Raw genomic sequence first — 18,456 nt, forward strand, 5'->3', positions numbered from 1 at the left:
AAGCCCGGGCCGGAGACCGGCCAAGGCAGACGATGAGCGGAAAACCAGAGCCTGACAAGGACCGGGAACCGCTCAAAAGCTGACGCCCATGCCGCAGACCGGCCGAGGCTGACGACGAACGGGAAACCGAGAGCTGACGACCGGGAACCGGTCGAAGTCTGAGAGCCGGGCGGGGCGGGGAACCGGCTAGGGTCTGCCGCCTGCGACGGTCACGAAGGTGACTCCCGGTCCGGCGTCGTGGCCGTCGCGCGAGCGCGCCCGGGGCGGCGGGTGCGGTCCACAGCCCGGCTGGGACCGTCCGGCCGGGATCAGCCCGCGAGCCAGGCCACCGCGCCCCCGACGGACAGTGCCGCCGCGACGCCGAGCACTACGGCGATCACCTTGGCCGTCTTCCAGGTCGAGTAGACCCCGCCGATCAGGAACCCGCCGAGGGCCAGCAGCAGGACGGCAACCAGCTCTTTGCTCACCAGGCCAGCGTGCCACACCGCGCCGGGCGGGCAACGGCGGCCTCCCCGGCGCCCCGTTCCGAGCGCCCCGTTCCGAGCGCCCCGTTCCGAGCGCCCCGTTCCGAGCGCCCCGTTCCGAGCGCCCCGTTCCGAGCGCCCCGTTCCGAGCGCCCCGTTCCGAGCGCCCCGTTCCGAGCGCCCCGTTCCGAGCTGTGAAGGGGCCCTTCACGGACTCTGAGTCCGTGAAGGGCCCCTTCACAGCATCGGCGACGGTTAGAGCACGCCCTTGGTGGAAGGGATGCCGGCTGCGCGTGGGTCGGGTTCGGTGGCGGCGCGGAGGGCCCGGGCGACGGCCTTGTACTGAGCCTCCGCGATGTGGTGCGGATCGCGGCCGTGGATCACGCGGACGTGCAAGGCGAGTTGTGCGTGGAACGAGAGCGAGTCGAACACGTGCCGCGTCAGCACGAACGGGTAGTTGCCGCCGATGGTGAAGGCGTCGAACTGTTCCGGCTCCCCTGCGTGCACACAGTATGGCCGGCCGGAGACGTCGATCGCCGCGTGTGCCAGTGTCTCGTCCATCGGGATCCAGGCGTCGCCGAAGCGGCGGATGCCACTCTTGTCCCCGAGGGCCTGGCGCAGCGCCTGGCCGAGCACGATCGCGGTGTCCTCGACGGTGTGGTGCGCGTCGATGTGCACGTCGCCGGTCGCTTCGACCTTCAGGTCCAGGGAACCGTGCACGCCGAAGGCGGTGAGCATGTGGTCGTAGAACGGCACGCCGGTGGCGATCTCGACCTGCCCGGTGCCGTCGAGGTCCAGCTGGACCAGGATCGAGGATTCCTTGGTGGTGCGCTCCACCTTGCCTGCGCGGCTCATCGCTGGATTTCCTTACTTGCTTCGAGGAACGCGTCGTTCTCTTCCGGGGTGCCGATGCTCACCCGCAGGTGCTCCTCGATGCCCGGATCACGGATCAGCACACCTTGGTCCAGATAGGACTGCCAGGCCGCCTCGGGGTCCGCGAACCGTCCGAAGAGGACGAAGTTGGCGTCGCTCGGTACCGGGGTGAACCCCAGTCCCAGCAACGCTTCCACCACGCGGTCACGCTCCGCGGAGAGCTTGTGGACACTGCCGAGTGTGGCGTCCGCGTGCCGCAGGGCGGCGCGCGCGGCGGCCTGGGTGAGCCTCGACAGGTGATACGGCAGGCGCACCAGCTGCAGGGCGTCCACCACGGCGGGCGCGGCGGCGAGGTAGCCCAGCCGGCCGCCGGCGAAGGCGAACGCCTTGCTCATCGTGCGGGACACGATCAGCTTCGCCGGGAACTCGGCGATCAGCTCGACCGCGCTGGGCTGCGAGGAGAACTCGGCGTACGCCTCGTCCACGACCACGATCCCCGGCGCGGCCGCCAGCACGCCACGCAGCTGCGCCAGCGGGATCGAGCCACCCGTGGGGTTGTTCGGGCTGGTCACGAAGACCAGGTCCGGCTGCCGCTCGCGGACCGTCTCGGCGGCCCGCTCGGTGTCCAGCGTGAAGTCCGCCCGGCGCGGCGCCGGCACCCAGTCGGTGCGCGTGCCGGAGGCGATGATCGGGTGCATCGAATACGAGGGCTCGAAACCGAGCGCGCTTCGGCCCGGACCGCCGAAGGCCTGCAGGATCTGCTGCAAGATCTCGTTGGACCCGTTGGCCACCCACACGTTCGCCTCGGACAGCACGACCCGGGTGGACACCGTGAGGTAGTCGGCGAGGTCGGCACGGAGGGCCAGCGCGTCGCGGTCGGGGTAGCGGTGCAGCGAGGCGGCTTCCGCACGCGCGGCCTCGGCCACATCGGCCACCAGCTCGGGTGGCGGCGGGTAGGGGTTTTCGTTGGTGTTGAGCCGGATCGGCACGTCGAGCTGCGGCGCACCGTAGGGCGTCCTGCCACGCAGGTCCTCCCGCAGCGGCAGGCCGTCGAGGGTGACCTCGGCCCCGGGGACGGCGTCGGTCATGACTGTTCTCCTTCGAACCGAGCGGTGACGGCTTCGCCGTGCGCCGGCAGGTCTTCGGCGTCCGCGAGGGCGACCACACGCGGGGCGATCTCGCGCAGGGCCTCCGCGGAGTAGTCGACGACGTGGATCCCCTTGAGGAAGCTCTGCACGGACAGGCCCGAGGAATGCCGGGCGAACCCGCCGGTGGGCAGCACGTGGTTCGAGCCCGCGCAGTAGTCGCCGAGCGACACCGGGGCATAGGCACCGACGAAGACCGCCCCCGCGTTGCGCACCCGGGCGGCGACCTCACGGGCGTTCGCGGTCTGGATCTCCAGGTGCTCCGCGGCGTAGGCGTCCACCACGCGCAATCCATCATCCACAGTGGACACGAGGATCACGCCGGACTGCTTGCCGCCCAGGGCTTCGCGGACCCGCTCGGCGTGCTTGGTGGCCGCGACCCGGACGGCCAGCTCCCGCTCCACCGCGTCCGCGAGCTGCTCGGAGGTGGTGACCAGCACGCTGGCCGCGAGCGGATCGTGCTCGGCCTGACTGATCAGGTCGGCCGCGACGTGCACCGGGTCGGCGGTCTCGTCGGCGAGCACGGCGATCTCGGTCGGCCCGGCCTCGGACTCGATGCCGATCACCCCGCGCACGAGCCGCTTGGCCGCGGTGAGGTAGATGTTGCCCGGCCCGGTGAAGATGTCGGCCGGGACCAGCTCGGTGCCGTCGGTGTCGGTGCCGCCGTACGCGGCCAGCGCCACCGCCTGCGCGCCGCCGGCCGCCCACACCTCGTCGACGCCGAGCAGCGCCGCCGCGGCAAGAATGGTCGGGTGCGGGAGACCGCTGAACGCCGCCTGCGGGGGTGAGCAGACCACCAGCGAGCCGACGCCGGCCAGCTGCGCCGGGACCACGTTCATCACCACGGTGGAGGGGTAGACGGCCAGCCCGCCCGGCGCGTACAGCCCGACCCGCTCGACCGGAACCCAGCGCTCGGTGACGGTGCCGCCGGGCACCACCTGGGTGGTCACGTCCGTGCGTCGCTGATCCGAGTGCACTTTCCGGGCCCGGTCGATGGACTCCTCGAGTGCGGCGCGGACCTGCGGGTCCAGCCCGTTCAGCGCGGTGGCCAGCTCGGCGGCGGGCACCCGCACCCCGGCCGGGCGCACCTTGTCGAATCGCTCGGTGAACTCCAGTACCGCGGGCACGCCGCGCTCGCGTACCGCCTCGACCACCGGCCGGACCTGATGCAGTGCGGCGTCGACGTCGTATTCGGCGCGTGGCAGCACGGCACGCAGTTCGGCGATGTTCGGGACCTGCCCGCGCAGGTCGGTGCGGTTCAGCATGATGACCAGGGTACGAGGTGGCTCGCGGACACCGGGCAGGGATACTCGGTGGTGACCAGCTGTCCCCAGGCAAGGAGGCCGTGGTGCCCCGGATCGCGTTGTGCCAGCTCAACTCGGGCGACGATGCGGAGGCCAACCTGGACTCGGTACGCACCGAGGTGACGCGCGCGGCCGCGCGCGGCGCACGGGTGGTGGTGTTCCCGGAGGCGACGATGGTGCGGTTCGGCCGGCCACTCGCCCCGATCGCCGAGCCGCTGGACGGACCGTGGGCCACGGCGGTGGCCGAGACGGCGCGGGAGCACGACGTGCTGGTGGTGGCCGGCATGTTCACTCCGTCCGGTGATGGCCGGGTCCGCAACACCCTGCTGGTGACCGGCCTCGGCAAACATCTGGGCTACGACAAGATCCACCTGTACGACGCGTTCGGCTTCGCCGAGTCGGAGACAGTGGCCGCCGGGTCGCATCTGGTCACCTTCGAGGCCGAGGGCACCGTGTTCGGCGTGGCGACCTGCTACGACCTGCGCTTCCCGGAGCTGTTTCGCTGCCTCGCCGATGACGGCGCGGACGTGCTGCTGGTCCCGGCGTCCTGGGGCGCAGGCGAGGGCAAACGTGAGCAGTGGGAACTGCTGGTCCGCGCGCGGGCGCTGGACTCGGGCTGCTGGGTGCTGGCCTGCGACCAGGCGGATCCGGCGGCCACCGGCCTGGAGGTCAACCCGAAGTCCCCGACCGGGATCGGCCATTCCATGGTGGCCGACGGTTTCGGCCGGGTGACCGCGGCACTGGGCCCGGCCCCGGAGACCCTGCTGGCCGACGTCGGGGCGGCCGAGGCGATCCACGCCCGCGGGGTCACCGGCGCGCTGGCGAACCAGCGGCTCTCCAGCGGCCTGGTCGGACCGGGCGGGCGGCTCGGCTGACCGGCGGGCGGGCAGCTGTCCCGGCTCGTGGCACGGGACGGCGGAGGACACGGAGGCCGCGGAGAACACCGCGGAAGAGAAGGTTTCGAACACTCCGCCAGGCTACCGAGATCGCACACCTGTTCGACATCGCACGATCAGGTGGAACCTTCTCGAATCCATTGTAGATAGTGGGAAGTGATTGGGCGGCAAGGGAAAACTCCGGACAGGTGATCACCGGATAGACGCCGGGCCGACTCGCGGGGAAGCTGGCGGACTGGGCGGGGGCAGCTCGTCCTGGCGACGGGCGAAGATCACGCCGCGGCCCGCGAGGAAGGCAGCGGCCACCATTCAGGCGCCCGCTCACACGGCCTGGCAGCAGGCCACCGCAGCACCCTTTTCAGTCGGCTGCGCATACTCAAGCCCGCCGGCCGGAGGGAAGTCGGTCACGGCAGCAGCCCCTCGCGAACGGCCATCCGCACAGAGTCCCGCCGACGAGCCGCAGCGACGTCCCGCCAGCCGGAACGCACAAACCCACCACCCGCTCGCCTCAGCAACCGCTTCGGCCGGCCGTCCCCACGAAACACTCCTACGGGCGACCTCAGCAGGTGCCCTGGGCGGCCAGCCCACGGAGGACCACCGGCGGCGCACTACAAGCGAATCCCCACCGGAGCAGCTGCCCACCACAGCGCCCGCCAGCCGCACACCACTCCGAGCCACCCCACACCGCCCCACCGCAACCACAACAGCGCCCGCCGGGCACGCACCACACCGACCCCGGCCGGGCCACCACACCGAGCCATCACCCCCTCACCGCAGCAGCCCCTCCCGGATCGCGACCCGGACGAACCCGGCCCGGCGGCGTTCGCCGGTCTTGTCGCGGATGCGGTCGAGGTAGGAGCGGACCGTGCGGACGCTGATGTCGAGGATCTCGGCCACGTCCACGTCGCGCTCCCCCGCCGCGACGAGGCGGAGGACCTGCTTCTCGCGTTCGGACAGGACGATCTTCGGGCCGGCGCGCCGGTCTTCGGTGTCCTGGATGATCATGCCCGCCAGGGTCGGCGAGACGTAGGCGTTGTCCTCGGCGATGGTGCGGATCGCGCGGAGCAGCTCGTCGCCGTCGACGTCTTTGGACAGGAAGCCCTTCGCGCCCGCCTGCATGGCGCCGAGGACCTCGGGCTGTTCCGCGTGCGCGGAGACCACCAGCACCTTGTGCCCCATCTGCCCCACTTCGAGCACCGCCGCCGCGTCCTGGACGCCACGCAGTTTGAGGTCCAGCACGACCACGCTGCCCGGTGGCTGGTCCTGCACCGCGAACCGGGCGACCGAATCGGCGACCGCGCCCAGTTCGATGTCCGGAGCCTCGTTCAGCACGCGCGCGACCGCGTCCCGGTACAGCGGGTGGTCCTCGATCACGCCGACCGGGATCGGACCCGGTCCACGCCGCCGCTCTTCCGTTTTCACCCTCACGGTTCCCCTCCCGGAGCCGCCCGGCGGCCCATCCCCGTCTCCATGCTCAGCCAGCCCCGCCCACGGCCTGCCCCGCCGCAGCCGGGTCCAATGCGGGACCGGCCGGCACCAAGGCCAGCAGCCCGCCCGCAATCGCGTGCCCGGCTCTGGAACCGTAGCCGAGCGAAACGAGCGCCGGGGCGTTCGCTACCGGATACTTCCGTCCTGTATCCGTGATGAGATACGTCGTGCCGGAACCGGCGTCCGTCGCCACCGCGCCGCCAGAAGGCGGCACATAGACGACATCGGCCACCCGGGCGTCGGCTCGGACCGTCATCGGCAGCGCGCGGCCGCCCGGCGGTAGCGGCAAATCCGCTGATACGAGGATCCGACCGCCCTCCGCGCACATCGTCACCGAACTCCCGGTGATCGGCGCCTTGCCAGGGATACGGTCCGGGTACGCAGCGGGGTCCGCGCCTCCCGTACGCGGGTCAGCGACCTTCTTCACCGAGGCAACGTCTGCGGCGCGTACGCGGGTCGGCTCCGGACGTCCAGCGTACGCAGCTTCGTTGGCACGAGTCGTCACCAACAGCGCGGCTTCGGTCTGTCCGACCGGGGCGAGACCGTCGGCGCGTACCAGGTAGTACGTCGAAGCGTTGGCAGCCGAGGCCATCGCGTCGACAACAGTGAGCACTTGGCCGACGCGCGTGCGTACGTCGCCGACCTGTGGCCCGGGTTCGCCCGCGTTCGACACCGGGATCGCCCCGAGGTCACGCCCAGCAGGCACTGTGTCCAGCCACCGCGCCGAGACGGCGATTGTCGGGTAGCTGTCGAATTGCAGCGCTGCGGCTGCTTCGTCGCTCAGCCGGTAACGGCGCCCATCTGTCACCAGGTATCGATCGCCCTGCGGAAGCCGGACGATCACCCCGGCGTCGCGCGGCAGTACGGTCCCGGACGCCGGCGCCCCCAGCAGTACGGCGACGAGCGGCTCCGTCGACGCAGGCGCGTCTTGCGTCGTACGGCTGCAACTCGTCCACGGCGTGGTGACGAGGGCGCTCTGCTGTGGTAACGAGTCAGGCGCACCAGCGATGCCGATCTGCGTACCGCGCGGAGCGGTGCCGAGCTTCTCCGAAGACACTGTCACCGTCTGGTGCCCGTCGCCGCCCGCGAGCAGCCGCGCGGACGCGTAGTTCAACACTGGGTGCACCGCGCCGTCCGCGCCGAGGACGAAGCGCGCGCCGGTGCCCTCTTCGACGATCACGTGCCCACCGGCGAGCCAGTCCTTGCCACCGGAGGGATTGACCAGACCGATCACTCCGTACACCGCGGTGATCAGGAGCGCGACGCCGAGGCCGAGGAGCGTGCCGAGCACGAGACGGCGGCTGGGCGACACCGGGTGGTTGGCATCGGCGGCGACGAGCGCGGAGACGAGACGGCGGCGCAGGAACTGGTAGGCCTGGATCTGGTCCCGCTGCGTCCACACCGTGCCCTGGCCCCCTGAAGATCGTTTCCCTCCGCGGATGTTAGGCACCGGCCGGACGAACCACGAGGGTAATTTTTACGCCCACGGGCCGGGGTGGTCCGCGCTAACGTCGCGGAACCGGGCGCGGGGAGCGCCCCGGGAAGGGGAGGCCCGTGTCCGTATCGACGGCGCCCGGCCGGGAGACGACCACACCACCGGTCCGGCCCCGGCACGCCCAGGAAACCGAGCCTGCCGGCACTGCGACGTGGCCGTGGCTGTTGCCGATCCGGCCGCTGCAGGCGGTGGGCTGGGAGATCGCCGGGCTGGCCGTGCTGCTGGCCTTCAGCGTGGGCGGAGCGGCGCGGATCACGGTCGCGGCGGCGGCCGGGGTCCTGGTGGCCGTGACCTCGATCCGGGTGCGCGGACGGCATTTCGCCGGCTGGGCGTGGACCTGGCTGGCGCATCGGCTGCGGCGGCACGACAGCCGCCGGGACAGCCCGGATCCGCTGCACCGCGTGGTGGGCCCGATGCGGGTGCGCCAGCACGTCGACCGCGCGGGCAACCGGTTCGGAGTGGCCGAGATCGACGGCGATTGGAGCGCGATCGTCCGGCTCACGCCCGGTGCCGGTGAGCCGTCCGCGGACGAGCTGCTCACCGTGGCGCGTACCGCGTTCCGTGGCACGGACATCCCGCTCGCCGCCGTGCAGCTGCTGACCTGGGCGGTCCCCCGGGACGGCCGGGTCTACCGGGTGCGGTGGCTCGCCGTCCGCTACCGCCCGGACGAAGCGCCGATCGCCGCGCTCGCCCGTGGCGGCGGGGACCTCGGCGCGTTGCGCAGCACAGCGAGTGCGGCGCTGAGCCTGATGGTCGCGCTGGCCGAAGCCGGCCACCCGTCGACGGTGCTCGAAGCCGGAGAACTGGCCGACGAGCTGCACGTGGCGCTGGGCGTGGCGCCCTCGCACCACGATCCGGATACCGACTGCGACACCTGGCGCGGCTGGGTCTGGGGCGAGACGACCCAGGCCGGGTACGAGCCCCGATCCAGCCGCGATGTGGCCCGCATTCTCGCGTCCACGGCGCCGGACGCCGCCTTCACCGCGACGTCGGCGACCTTCCGCCGTACGCCCAGTGGCCGTGAGCAGCTCGATCTGACCATCCGGGTCGGTACCCGCCAGGACGGGAAACCTCAGGCGCCGCAAGGGGTTTCGACGGCTCCTCTGCACGGGGGGCATGGTGCGGCCGTGCGGCGGACTCTGCCGCTGGCGCTGACCTGACGTGACTGACCCTCAGCCGGTGCTCAACACCGCGAGGCCACAGCTGTGAAGGGAATCTTCACGGACTCTGAGTCCGTGAAGGGCCCCTTCACAGCATTTCAGCCGGTGCACGAGCCACTCAACCGCCGACCACCTCGTATACCCCGGCAACCATCGCCACGAACGGCACCAGCGCGAGCAGCACCAGAAACTCCGCGACATCCAGAACCCGCGACCAATACGGCGAACGCACCCCACGCGCCACCCGCGTCGCGTACGCCAGGCACACGACCGCAGCGAGCACCACGGCCAGCCCGGCCGTGAGCAGGGCGACGCGCTGGCCGCTCGCGATCAGCCAGCCACCGGCGCCCAGCAGCGTGAGCAGGCCGAATCCGGCCAGCACCAGACGTTGTGTACGGCCCGCGTACGAACGGGACCGTTGGAGCCAAGCCGAACCCACCAGCGCGGCGAGCCCGGCCTCCCACGCGCCGCCGGTCGCCAGCACGGCGGCGGAGCCGGCCACGACCAGTCCCAAGGCGACCAGCAGGCCGGTCAGCAACGCCTGCGCGTGCGTAGTCCGGCCTGCCATGTCAGCGCCGAGAGACGGCTGTTCGTTGGCACGGAACGATTCCATGTCGTCCGGCACGCGCGGCAGCGGCAACCGGCCGAGCCGTAGGGCGAGCATCGGCGCAGCCGCAGCCAGGGCCGTCGCGAGCACTGCCGTCACGGCCGCAGCCGCCATCGGCCGCACCCCGGCGACCAGTACGATCCCGGTGGCGATCGCTCCGATCGCGGCCGCCCCGGTGACCGCGACGAAAAACGGCAGCCGATCAGCGACTGTGACCGCGGCCAGCACGCCGTACACAGTCACAGCGGCCAATCCGGCGGCGAGTGGTCCGGCTTTCAGAGAGAACAGCGGATTCGGCGGCAGCACGGACATCCCGGCCAGCAGAGCCACGCCGACGCCCGCGAGTACCCCGGCCGCCCCCGCGCCCGAATCGCCGTACGCGCGGCTCAGCGCGCCCCCAGCGAGCAGCAGCACCAGCGCGAGCAACCCGGTGCAAATCGGCGCAAGGACACTGCCCTCGGTCGCGGCCTGCACCAGTACCCCGCCGGCGAGCAGGAGCACCGCGGCGGCTGCAATACCGGTCCGCCGCGCGATTTTCGGTCCCCACGTGGTCGACGTGGACTCGCCCACGCTCGCGATCGAGTCCACGACGTCGTCGAACAGCAGTGGCCCCCGTGGACGTTCGCGCGGGGTCAGGTGCAGTACCTCACCGTCGCGGACCTGCGCCGCGGCGACGGTCAGCCCGAGTGCCAGAGACGCCCCGCCGAGCCGGGACAGCACCCAGCCCGGATGTTCGGCCGGCGCCTGCCCTGTCGCACCGGCGAGCCGCACCAGCTGCGGGACCAACTCGGCGAACGTGCTCTGCTGTGGCAGCGCGACGTCGACCCGGGCACGTGGGGTCACGATGGTCACCCGCCGGGTCGATCCGGCGAGCCCGGCCGGGGCGCTCACTCGGGCGTCCTGGCCGCCTCGATCACCGTGGCGAACTTCGCGCTGCTCGCCTCGGCGAGCTTCTGCAGGCCCGCGTTCACCGCCTCCAGCACGATCTCCGACACCGTGCGGGCATCGTACTCACGAATCGCGCGCGGATCGATGTCCACCGAGGTGAATCGCCCGTCGCCGCGCAGGGTCACGGTGACCTCGTTCTGCCGCGAGGCCGCCTTGACCTCCATCGCCTCGACGGAACGCTGAATCCGCCGCACCTGCTCGGTCTGGCGGCGGACCTGCGCCAGCAGATCGTCCACATCCGGCGCGGCATACGGGTCGGTCACGATTGTTCTCCTTCTCCTGCAAGGGTTTTCCGGCGGACGTGCACACTCGCGACGAAGTGCCGGAAGTCCGGAACGAGCCGGGCTGCGGCCTCGCCGGAAGCGGTGAGCACCAGTTCGAGCACTACTCGCCCGTCCGGGCCGGGCACGGTCAGGTGCACCTGGACCTGCCGCAGCTCAAGGCCTTCACCGGTCCGCAGCCGCAGTGTCTGGGTCAGGCCGGGTGCGGGCGGGGCGCCGACCGCCCGCCGGTCGACGACGTCCACGGCCGCGGTGGCCTGGGCGAGCCGCTCCACTGCCTCGTCGGCGATTTCCTCCAGTGACGCGGGATCCGGCCGTTGCCGCACGCCGAGGGTGAGGTTCGCGGTGAACTCCGCACCGGGCTCGGGCCGCACGGCGACGAACACCGGCCCCGGTTCCTCCGGCTCGACCGGCGTCCACCCCTCGGGGACGTCGAACCCGAGCGGGAGCGTCACGGTGTTCACCACGAACCCACGTACTGGACGGCGCCATCCCACGCCTGGCCCACCGCGTCGGCGGCCTGTCCCGCCGCGTCGCCGACCGCGTCCACCGCGGCACCGCCGTACTCGCCGATGGTGTGGCCGAGTTTGGGCAGGTCGATGTCGATGTTCGCGCCGACGCCCGCGCCGAGCCCTACCGCGACGCCGGCTTTGAAGTTGACCTTGATGTGCCCGGCGTCGTACACCGCCTGGCCGTCGAGCTGCGCACCGAGGCCGTACTGCAGGGTGCCGTTCGCGCCGACGCCGATCCCGGCGACATCCGCCGCGACCTCGCCTTCGAGTTTGCCGCCGACGAAGACGTTGCCGTGCAAGCCGAATCCGTGCGCACCGCCCTGCAGGGAACCGCTCGCCTCGCCACCTGCGAACAAGGTTCCCTTCGCGCCGGCTTCGGCGACTCCGTAGGCCGCCTTGCCTTCGAGTTCTTTGTGGACGGCCGCAAGCTCGGTGTGCCCGGACACTTTGCCGTCCCAGCCGGACGAAGTGATCTTCCCGTCGTACTCCGGGGAGAACCCGTCCTGATCGTGCTGCAGCTTCGCGTAGGTGATCTCGGTGTTCCGCGCGAGCTTGTCCCGGACGCCTTCGGGCTCCGGCCTGCCGAACGGGGTATCGGCCTTCTTCGGCGCGCGAGTGCCCTCCAAACCGTTCCAGGTCAGCTTCTTCCAGCCGGAATTGCCGAACCAGGACGGCGCACTCCGAGGCCGTTTACGACCGTCGAGCGGCTCCCCGTTGAGCCAGTGCAACGGGCCGGCGCCCTTCTTGCCCAGCTCGTACTCCAGCCGGCCGGCGCCTTCTCCGGGGAACAGTTGCGCAATCGCTTCCGACAGCTCGTCGGCCACCTGCTTCGCCGCGCCAACAGCCTGTTCCCCGAGGCTCCTGGCCGCGGAGATGAACGCGCCCACAGCGTTCGGGTCGGCCGCGCGCGCCTGGCTGGTCAGCTGTGCGGCGTACTGATCGACCTGCGCGAGTACGGAGTCGACTGCGGCGCGCGCGGATTGCAGCAGCTGGCTCGCACTGGACAGTCGTTTGCCTTGCTCCGCCAGCTTTGTACCGTCTTCGCGGAGCTCATGCGCCGAATCCCGCGTGACGGCTGCGTACGCCTCGTACGCAGCGCCATACCAGTCAGCATGCAGCGCGCTGGCCGCGTCGGCGATCTCGGTAGCCTTCGTGGTGACCGTGGTTGCGTTGGTGGCACAGCGATTCGAGGCCGCCACAAGCGCGGCCGGGTCACCCGTGACCCGGCGCTGATACTCGACCAGCACGTGACGGTAGTTCGACAGCACCGCACTGACGACCCCGGACGCGTCGACGGCCACCGGCTACGCGCCCTTCGCGTCGATGTCGACGTGCTGCCGGAAGTGCGTGCCGTTGTAGGTGAGGTCGAGATCGATGTCGAGATCCTGCCCGGCCGGAGCCTCCACAGTGGACTGCCCGGTGGACAGGTCCGTGTGGATCACGATCTCGTCCGGAGACACCGGCTGGGCAGGCGAAACAGGCGCGGAAGGCACCGGATCCACCGGAATCCAGCTGTTCGCGAAGTTCGGCTGCTGCCCCGCCGATCCGCTCTGGCCGGCCCCGCCGAGCGCCGGCGGCGTGTAGTTCGTGAACGACGGCACGCCACCACCGGAGCCCCCGGCGGTCGTCTGCTGCCCGGCCGCGCTGGCCACAGGCGCGGGCGACTGCGGCGCGGTCACCGGCGTCGCCGACACCGCGGCGTTGCCGGCGGCCGGGTTCCCGGTGTCCCCACCGTCGAAGAGCTTCTCAATGTCCCCGATGATCTGCCCGACCTGGGTGATCTGGTTCGCCAGGTCACCGGCGCCGAGTGCCTTGAGCAGGCCGCCGATCGCGGTGATGAACGCGCGCAGCGAAGCACTGGTAGAGCTGGACAACGCGACCGCCGCGCCGTAGGTCCACCAGTTCGACATGAGCGAGGCGACCGTGGGATTCACCGCCGAGACCACCGCCCGGTAGGCCTCCTGCGCGGTCTTCACCAGCGTGCCGGAGACGCCGAGCAGTTCGGCGCCCTTCTCCAGCACCGAGATGATCTTGGCCAGCTGGTCGAGCGAGTCGGAGATCTTCTTCAGCGCCGATGCCGAGGCCGCCCCGGACCACACCTTGCCCAACTGGTCGGCGGCCTTGGTCAGCTCGTGGTGCAGTGAGACCAGTTCGGTCGCCTTGTGCAGCAGATCCAGTACGTGCTGGGCGATCTGGTCCGGCTGCCCGGTGAGGATCTGCGGGAGCACCGTGATCGGGCCACCGGAGGACGCGGTCGCGTCCATCGCGCTGGAGTTCGGGAACGTCGGCATCGGACCTCACTTGATCGGGGTTCGGGATGGTCAGGCGGAGACCGGCCGGTAGACGCTGAGCCGGGCCGGCCCACCGAGGTTCGGGTCGACGGGGCCGTGGTTGTAGAGCACGCCGCCCTCGCCGGCGACGCCGATGACCGGGCTGTCGGCCGCGGATCGCAGTGGCTGCACCACCACGACGTCGCCGCCGTGCACGCCGCCGGGAACGTCGCCGAAGGTGCGCGCGGTTCCCGCGTAGACCTCGATCAGCCCGACCCGCGCCTGATTCCGCGCGTCTCCGGCCAGCCAGTCGTTGAAGTCCGCGACGTCACGGAACCGCGCGCCGGTCACCGGCTGCTCGGCGAGGCTCGCGTCGCCGAGGTACCGCAGCACGTTGCCGACCGAGCCGGGTTCGCCGTGCGCGCCCGCACTGTCGGTGACCGCCAGCGCGGCCAGCTGCGCGGCGTGCGGACTACCCCAGATCGACGCAGACGCCGGCGTCGGCGAGCCCCCGTAACCACGCGCCACCGCTTCGTCCGCTGCCTGGTAGGCCTCGGCTGTGCGCTTGACCAGCCCGTTGATCTCCTGCAACAGCTGCAGCAGCGTGCGCACGGCGGTCACCTGGTGGCTGTGCAGGGCCGCGTTCGCCGCCGCGACGGCGCTGCCGAACCCGGCGAACGACGCGGGCTGCACCACGAGTCTTTCCAGGTCGGCGAGCGTGTTGAGGCCGTGCGCGAGGATCCCGCCCACATTGCCCGCTCCTGCGTGCATGGCCTCCGGCTCGGCCCGGTACTCGCCGGTCCCGCCCATGCCTGCCTCCGATCCGTGCTCCTCGGCCCGAGGGTAGGTTCGGGCCGCCGGGCGAGCGGACGGCAAAAGTACCCACCGCGAGGGACGGCGCGGTGGCCAAAATACGGGGCATGAGCACCACCCGTGACCGGCTCGGCCTCGACGGGCAGCCCGGCGAGATCCTGCTGCAGCCGCCGCCGATGCTGCCCAGGAGCGGCTCCGGCGGGATGCTCCAGCTGATGATGTTCCTGCCGATGATGCTCGGCATGGGCGCCATGTCGTTCGTCTACATCGGACGCGATGGCGGCGTGATGACCTGGATCTTCGGCGCGCTGTTCGTGGCCGCGATGGCCGGCATGATCGTCATGTCGCTGGGCCGGGGCGGGATGGCGAAGAAGGCGCAGATCAACGAGGAGCGCCGCGACTACCAGCGTTATCTCGCCGGTCTGCGCACGCGGGTGCGCGCGGTCGCCGACGGCCAGCGGGCGACGCTGATCGCGCGGCAGCCGGACCCGGCGGACCTGTGGGCCTACGTCGAGACCGACCAGCACTGGGACCGCCGCCGCGGTGACCGTGGGTTCGCGATGGTCCGTGCGGCGACCGGTCCCCAGCCGCTCGCGACGCCGCTGCGTGCCCCGCAGATCGCCCCGCTGGAAGAGCTGGACCCGGTCTCGTCGACGAACCTCAAGCACTTCATCCAGACCTTCTCCACCGTCGAAGGCCTGCCGGTCTCGGTCTCCTTACGCTCATACGCGGCCGCTTCGCTGTCCGGCCGCCGCCCCGATGTGCTGGGGCTGGCCCGCGCACTGTTGGCCCAGCTGGTGACGTTCCACGCACCCACCGACCTGCGGGTGGCGTTCTGCGTCCATCCCGGCCGGGCACACGACTGGGAGTGGGCGAAGTGGCTGCCGCACGCCACCGCGCGCGCCCTCCCGGACGCGACCGGCCCGCGCCGTCTGTTCGCCGCGGACGCCGCGGAGCTGGCCCGGCTGCTCGGCCCGGACCTCGGCGAGCGCCCGGCGTTCAGCCGTCGCGGCGGCTCTTCGGACCTGCCACACGTGGTGCTGGTGGCCGACGGCGGCGACACACACAACGAGCCGCGGCTACTCGCCGAAGAAGGCAGGCTGGGCGTCACAGTGCTGGAGGTCGGCGCCGAACGACCCCGTGTCACCTCGACCGAACGGCTGTTGAGCCTGCACGTCGACCCGGAACAGCTCGGCATGGTGGTACTCGACGGCGGCGAAGCGAGGCTGGGTTTCCTCGGCACCCCGGATCGGCTCGACCACGGCGCGGCCGAAGCACTGGCCAGGACGCTGACACCGTTGCACCAAGGTGCCGCTGTGGTCGGGGAGAAGCCGATGCCGGCCACCTTCGGACTGGCCGGGCTGCTCGGCATCGGCGACCCGCGCGACCTCGATCCGGCGGTGACCTGGGCCACGCGCCCGGCTCGCGACCGGCTGCGCATCCCGCTCGGCGTGAGCCCGGACGGCCGCCCGGTGGAGCTGGACCTCAAGGAATCCGCGGAAGACGGGATGGGGCCGCACGGGCTGGTGATCGGCGCGACCGGCTCGGGCAAGAGCGAACTGCTGCGCACCCTCGTCACCGCCCTCGCCGTCACGCATTCCTCGGAAACGCTGAACCTGGCGTTGATCGACTTCAAGGGCGGCGCCACGTTCGCGGGCATGACCAGGCTGCCGCACACCTGCGCGGTGATCACGAACCTGTCCGACGACCTCGCGCTCGTCGACCGGATGGCGGACGCGCTCAACGGTGAGCTGCTGCGGCGGCAGGAATTGCTCCACGCGGCGGGCACCTACGCCTCGGTGCGCGACTACGAGAAGGCCCGCGCGGGCGGTGCGCCGCTGCAGCCGTTGCCGTCCCTGCTGGTGATCATCGACGAGTTCTCCGAACTGCTCTCGTCCCGGCCGGAATTCATCGACCTGTTCGTGGCGATCGGACGGCTGGGCCGTTCGCTGGGCATTCACCTGCTGCTGGCCTCGCAACGACTGGAGGAAGGCCGGCTGCGCGGGCTCGACTCGCACCTCTCCTACCGGATCGGGCTGCGCACGTTCTCCGCCGCGGAAAGCCGTGCGGTGCTGGGCGTCGCGGACGCCTACCAGTTGCCGCCGGTGCCCGGCTCGGCGTATCTGAAGGCGGACACCGACACGCTCATCCGGCTCAAAGCCGCTTACGTGTCCGGGGAACTGCCGCCGCGCACCCGGATCGTGCGCGAGGGCGGGCAGCAACTCGGCGTGCTGCCGTTCACGCTGGCCCCGGTTGAGGTCCCGGTCGCCGCCGAGCCGGCCGGCGCGGAGCCGGAGGAGCGCACCGGCGAGACCATCATGGGCGCCATGCTGTCGCGTTTGGACGGTCGAGGCCCGGAGGCGCACCAGATCTGGCTGCCGCCGCTGGCCGAGCCGCCCACAGTGGACCAACTGCTCCCGCCGCTGGGCGAGGACCCCGAGCGTGGACTGTGCCCGCTCGGCTGGGGTGGGAACGGAAAGCTGACCGTGCCGGTGGCGCTGGTGGACAAGCCGTTCGAACAACGCCGCGACCTGCTGTGGGCGGATTTCTCCGGTGCCGCCGGCAACGCGGTGCTCGTCGGCGCACCGCAAAGCGGCAAGTCGACACTGATGAAGACGATCGCCGCGGTGCTCGCCCTCACGCATACCCCGGCCGAGGCGCAGTTCTTCGTGCTGGACATGGGCGGTGGCGCACTGGCCCCGATCGCCGGGCTGCCGCACGTCTCGGGCTACGCCACCCGGCGCGACGCGCAGCGCTGCCGCCGCGTGGTGGCCGAGCTGACGACGCTGCTCGAACAACGCGAGGAGTTCTTCGCCGCGCACGGAATCGAGTCGATGGCCTCGTTCCGGGAGCGGCGTGGCGAGTTCACCGAGAGCACGGACGGCCGCGAGTTCGGCGACGTGTTCTTGTTCGTGGACAACTGGACGACCATCCGGCAGGAATACGAACGGCTGGAGGAGCAGATCACCGGGCTGGCCGCGCGCGGGCTCGGGTTCGGCATCCACGTGATCGTGTCGCTGAACCAGTGGATCGGCGCGCGGGCCCCCCTGCGCGACGCCATCGGCACCCGGTTCGAACTGCGTCTGGGCGATCCGGCGGACTCGGTGATCGACCGCAAGGTGGCCCAGAACGTGCCCGCCGACCGGCCCGGGCGCGGCCTCACCGCGGAGAAGCTGCACTTCCTCGCCGCCCTCCCGCGAGTGGACGGCGACCAGCGGCCCGGCACGCTCGGCACCGGCGGGCTCGATCTCGTCCGCCGGGTCGAAGCCGCGTGGCCCGGCAGCCGCGCGCCGCGGATCCGGCTGCTGCCCGCCGAGGTGCCGCTGGATTCGCTCCCCGCCGCGCCGGAGGGCCGGATCACGGTGGGGCTGGCGGAATCCACGTTGCGCCCGGTCCAGCTGGACTTCCGGACCGACCCGCACTTCCTCGCGTTCGGCGACGTCGAATCGGGCAAGAGCGCGCTGCTGCGGGCACTCGTCACCGGCCTGTGCGCGAAATACTCCCCGGCCGAAGCGCTGATCCTCGTCGGCGACTACCGCCGTGGGCTGCTCGGCGTGGTCGACGAGCCGCACCTGCTCGGCTACGCGGGTGCGGAGAACACACTGACCGATCTGGTCGGCCAGTGCGCCACGGCGATGCGCAACCGCCTGCCCGGCCCGGAGGTCACCCCGGAACAGCTGCGCACCCGTTCCTGGTGGCGCGGCCCGGAGCTGTACGTGGTGATCGACGATTACGAACTCGTCGCCACCACCGGCCGGAACCCGTTGTCGCCGCTCATGGAATTCCTGCCCCAGGCCAGGGATATCGGCCTGCACCTGATCCTCGCCCGTGCCTCCGGCGGCGCCGGGCGCGGGCTGTTCGAACCGGTGCTGCAGCGGGTGCGCGAACTCGGCTCACCGGGCGTGGTGCTGTCCGGGACGAAGGACGAGGGCGTGCTGCTCGGCGACGTGAAGCCGTCCCCGCAGCCGGCGGGCCGCGGCACGCTGGTCTCCCGGCGGCACGGTACGGAATTGATTCAGGTGGCATGGACGAAGCCTGCGGACGGGCTGGGGTGAGGGCTTCCGTTCCGAACGTCCACAAGCGACAGTAGCGGGCGGGCGGACCCCCACTACTCCGAATGGCCCACGACGGACGCCGGTCGGGAACCCGACTTCAGTAGGTTATCCGGTTTCCAACATAGACCTACGGTTGGGAAATCAT

At 71.4% G+C, this 18,456-nt stretch carries 15 protein-coding genes; 3 read left to right on the forward strand and 12 right to left on the reverse strand.

The annotated features are described in order from the left end of the window. Positions 1–308: 308 nt before the first annotated feature. From ATK36_RS32070 to hisD, 4 genes are all read right to left on the reverse strand, one after another. Complete coding sequence (locus ATK36_RS32070) at positions 309–467, reverse strand: hypothetical protein (RefSeq protein ID WP_170069654.1); 159 nt, start codon at positions 465–467, stop codon at positions 309–311. A gap of 252 nt (positions 468–719) precedes the next feature. Then, positions 720–1,319, reverse strand: coding sequence for an imidazoleglycerol-phosphate dehydratase HisB (gene hisB / locus ATK36_RS07250; RefSeq protein ID WP_098510560.1), 600 nt, complete (start codon positions 1,317–1,319; stop codon positions 720–722). Then, positions 1,316–2,425 (reverse strand): histidinol-phosphate transaminase, encoded by a 1,110-nt coding sequence (locus ATK36_RS07255; protein ID WP_098510561.1) that lies wholly within the window; start codon positions 2,423–2,425, stop codon positions 1,316–1,318. Before ATK36_RS07255 ends, hisB begins: the two co-directional genes overlap by 4 nt. Further along, on the reverse strand, positions 2,422–3,747 hold the full coding sequence (gene hisD / locus ATK36_RS07260; RefSeq protein WP_098510562.1) for a histidinol dehydrogenase: 1,326 nt from the start codon (positions 3,745–3,747) through the stop codon (positions 2,422–2,424). The genes ATK36_RS07255 and hisD overlap by 4 nt, the downstream gene beginning before the upstream one ends. A gap of 83 nt (positions 3,748–3,830) precedes the next feature. Between hisD and ATK36_RS07265 the strand changes: the two genes are divergently transcribed. Next, a complete protein-coding gene (locus ATK36_RS07265) occupies positions 3,831–4,661 on the forward strand; it encodes a carbon-nitrogen hydrolase family protein (protein ID WP_098514706.1) in 831 nt (276 codons plus the stop codon). A gap of 789 nt (positions 4,662–5,450) precedes the next feature. Here the strand turns inward: ATK36_RS07265 and ATK36_RS07270 are convergent. Beyond that, a complete protein-coding gene (locus ATK36_RS07270; protein WP_098510563.1) occupies positions 5,451–6,104 on the reverse strand; it encodes a response regulator in 654 nt (217 codons plus the stop codon). Between the two features lie 52 nt (positions 6,105–6,156). Continuing rightward, positions 6,157–7,572, reverse strand: coding sequence for a type VII secretion protein EccB (gene eccB, locus ATK36_RS07275; RefSeq protein ID WP_098510564.1), 1,416 nt, complete (start codon positions 7,570–7,572; stop codon positions 6,157–6,159). A 152-nt stretch (positions 7,573–7,724) separates the two neighbouring features. On the opposite strand from eccB, the gene ATK36_RS07280 reads away from it, so the two are divergent. Further along, complete coding sequence (locus ATK36_RS07280) at positions 7,725–8,825, forward strand: type VII secretion protein EccE (protein ID WP_098510565.1); 1,101 nt, start codon at positions 7,725–7,727, stop codon at positions 8,823–8,825. A gap of 118 nt (positions 8,826–8,943) precedes the next feature. On the opposite strand, the gene eccD is transcribed toward ATK36_RS07280, so the two are convergent. Genes eccD through ATK36_RS07310 form a run of 6 tightly spaced genes read right to left on the reverse strand, consistent with a single transcriptional unit; the run spans position 8,944 to position 14,253 of the window. Further along, complete coding sequence (eccD, locus tag ATK36_RS07285) at positions 8,944–10,323, reverse strand: type VII secretion integral membrane protein EccD (protein WP_098510566.1); 1,380 nt, start codon at positions 10,321–10,323, stop codon at positions 8,944–8,946. Beyond that, positions 10,320–10,643 carry a YbaB/EbfC family nucleoid-associated protein gene (locus ATK36_RS07290; RefSeq protein WP_098510567.1) on the reverse strand — a complete coding sequence of 108 codons (324 nt, stop codon included), beginning with the start codon at positions 10,641–10,643 and terminating at the stop codon, positions 10,320–10,322. Before ATK36_RS07290 ends, eccD begins: the two co-directional genes overlap by 4 nt. Beyond that, complete coding sequence (locus ATK36_RS07295; RefSeq protein ID WP_141544392.1) at positions 10,640–11,116, reverse strand: hypothetical protein; 477 nt, start codon at positions 11,114–11,116, stop codon at positions 10,640–10,642. The genes ATK36_RS07290 and ATK36_RS07295 overlap by 4 nt, the downstream gene beginning before the upstream one ends. A gap of 5 nt (positions 11,117–11,121) precedes the next feature. After that, on the reverse strand, positions 11,122–12,474 hold the full coding sequence (locus ATK36_RS07300; RefSeq protein WP_098510569.1) for a hypothetical protein: 1,353 nt from the start codon (positions 12,472–12,474) through the stop codon (positions 11,122–11,124). A gap of 3 nt (positions 12,475–12,477) precedes the next feature. After that, entirely contained in the window at positions 12,478–13,464 is a 987-nt protein-coding gene (locus tag ATK36_RS07305; RefSeq protein WP_098510570.1) for a WXG100 family type VII secretion target, read from the reverse strand. A gap of 30 nt (positions 13,465–13,494) precedes the next feature. Then, positions 13,495–14,253: a WXG100 family type VII secretion target gene (locus ATK36_RS07310; RefSeq protein WP_098510571.1), complete on the reverse strand. Its 759-nt coding sequence runs from the start codon at positions 14,251–14,253 to the stop codon at positions 13,495–13,497. 110 nt (positions 14,254–14,363) lie between these two features. Between ATK36_RS07310 and eccCa the strand changes: the two genes are divergently transcribed. Further along, a complete protein-coding gene (eccCa, locus tag ATK36_RS07315; RefSeq protein ID WP_098510572.1) occupies positions 14,364–18,311 on the forward strand; it encodes a type VII secretion protein EccCa in 3,948 nt (1,315 codons plus the stop codon). The last annotated feature ends 145 nt before the right edge of the window (positions 18,312–18,456 follow it).

The organism is Amycolatopsis sulphurea (assembly GCF_002564045.1).
Taxonomy (GTDB): Bacteria; Actinomycetota; Actinomycetes; order Mycobacteriales; family Pseudonocardiaceae; genus Amycolatopsis; species Amycolatopsis sulphurea.

What these genes read in the sequence shown, in the direction of transcription:
- eccCa (WP_098510572.1), top strand. Translation starts at nt 14,364, where the DNA reads ATGAGCACCACCCGTGACCGGCTCGGCCTCGACGGGCAGCCCGGCGAG.
- hisD (WP_098510562.1), bottom strand. Translation starts at nt 3,747, where the DNA reads ATGCTGAACCGCACCGACCTGCGCGGGCAGGTCCCGAACATCGCCGAA.
- ATK36_RS07310 (WP_098510571.1), bottom strand. Translation starts at nt 14,253, where the DNA reads ATGGGCGGGACCGGCGAGTACCGGGCCGAGCCGGAGGCCATGCACGCA.
- ATK36_RS07305 (WP_098510570.1), bottom strand. Translation starts at nt 13,464, where the DNA reads ATGCCGACGTTCCCGAACTCCAGCGCGATGGACGCGACCGCGTCCTCC.
- hisB (WP_098510560.1), bottom strand. Translation starts at nt 1,319, where the DNA reads ATGAGCCGCGCAGGCAAGGTGGAGCGCACCACCAAGGAATCCTCGATC.
- ATK36_RS07255 (WP_098510561.1), bottom strand. Translation starts at nt 2,425, where the DNA reads ATGACCGACGCCGTCCCCGGGGCCGAGGTCACCCTCGACGGCCTGCCG.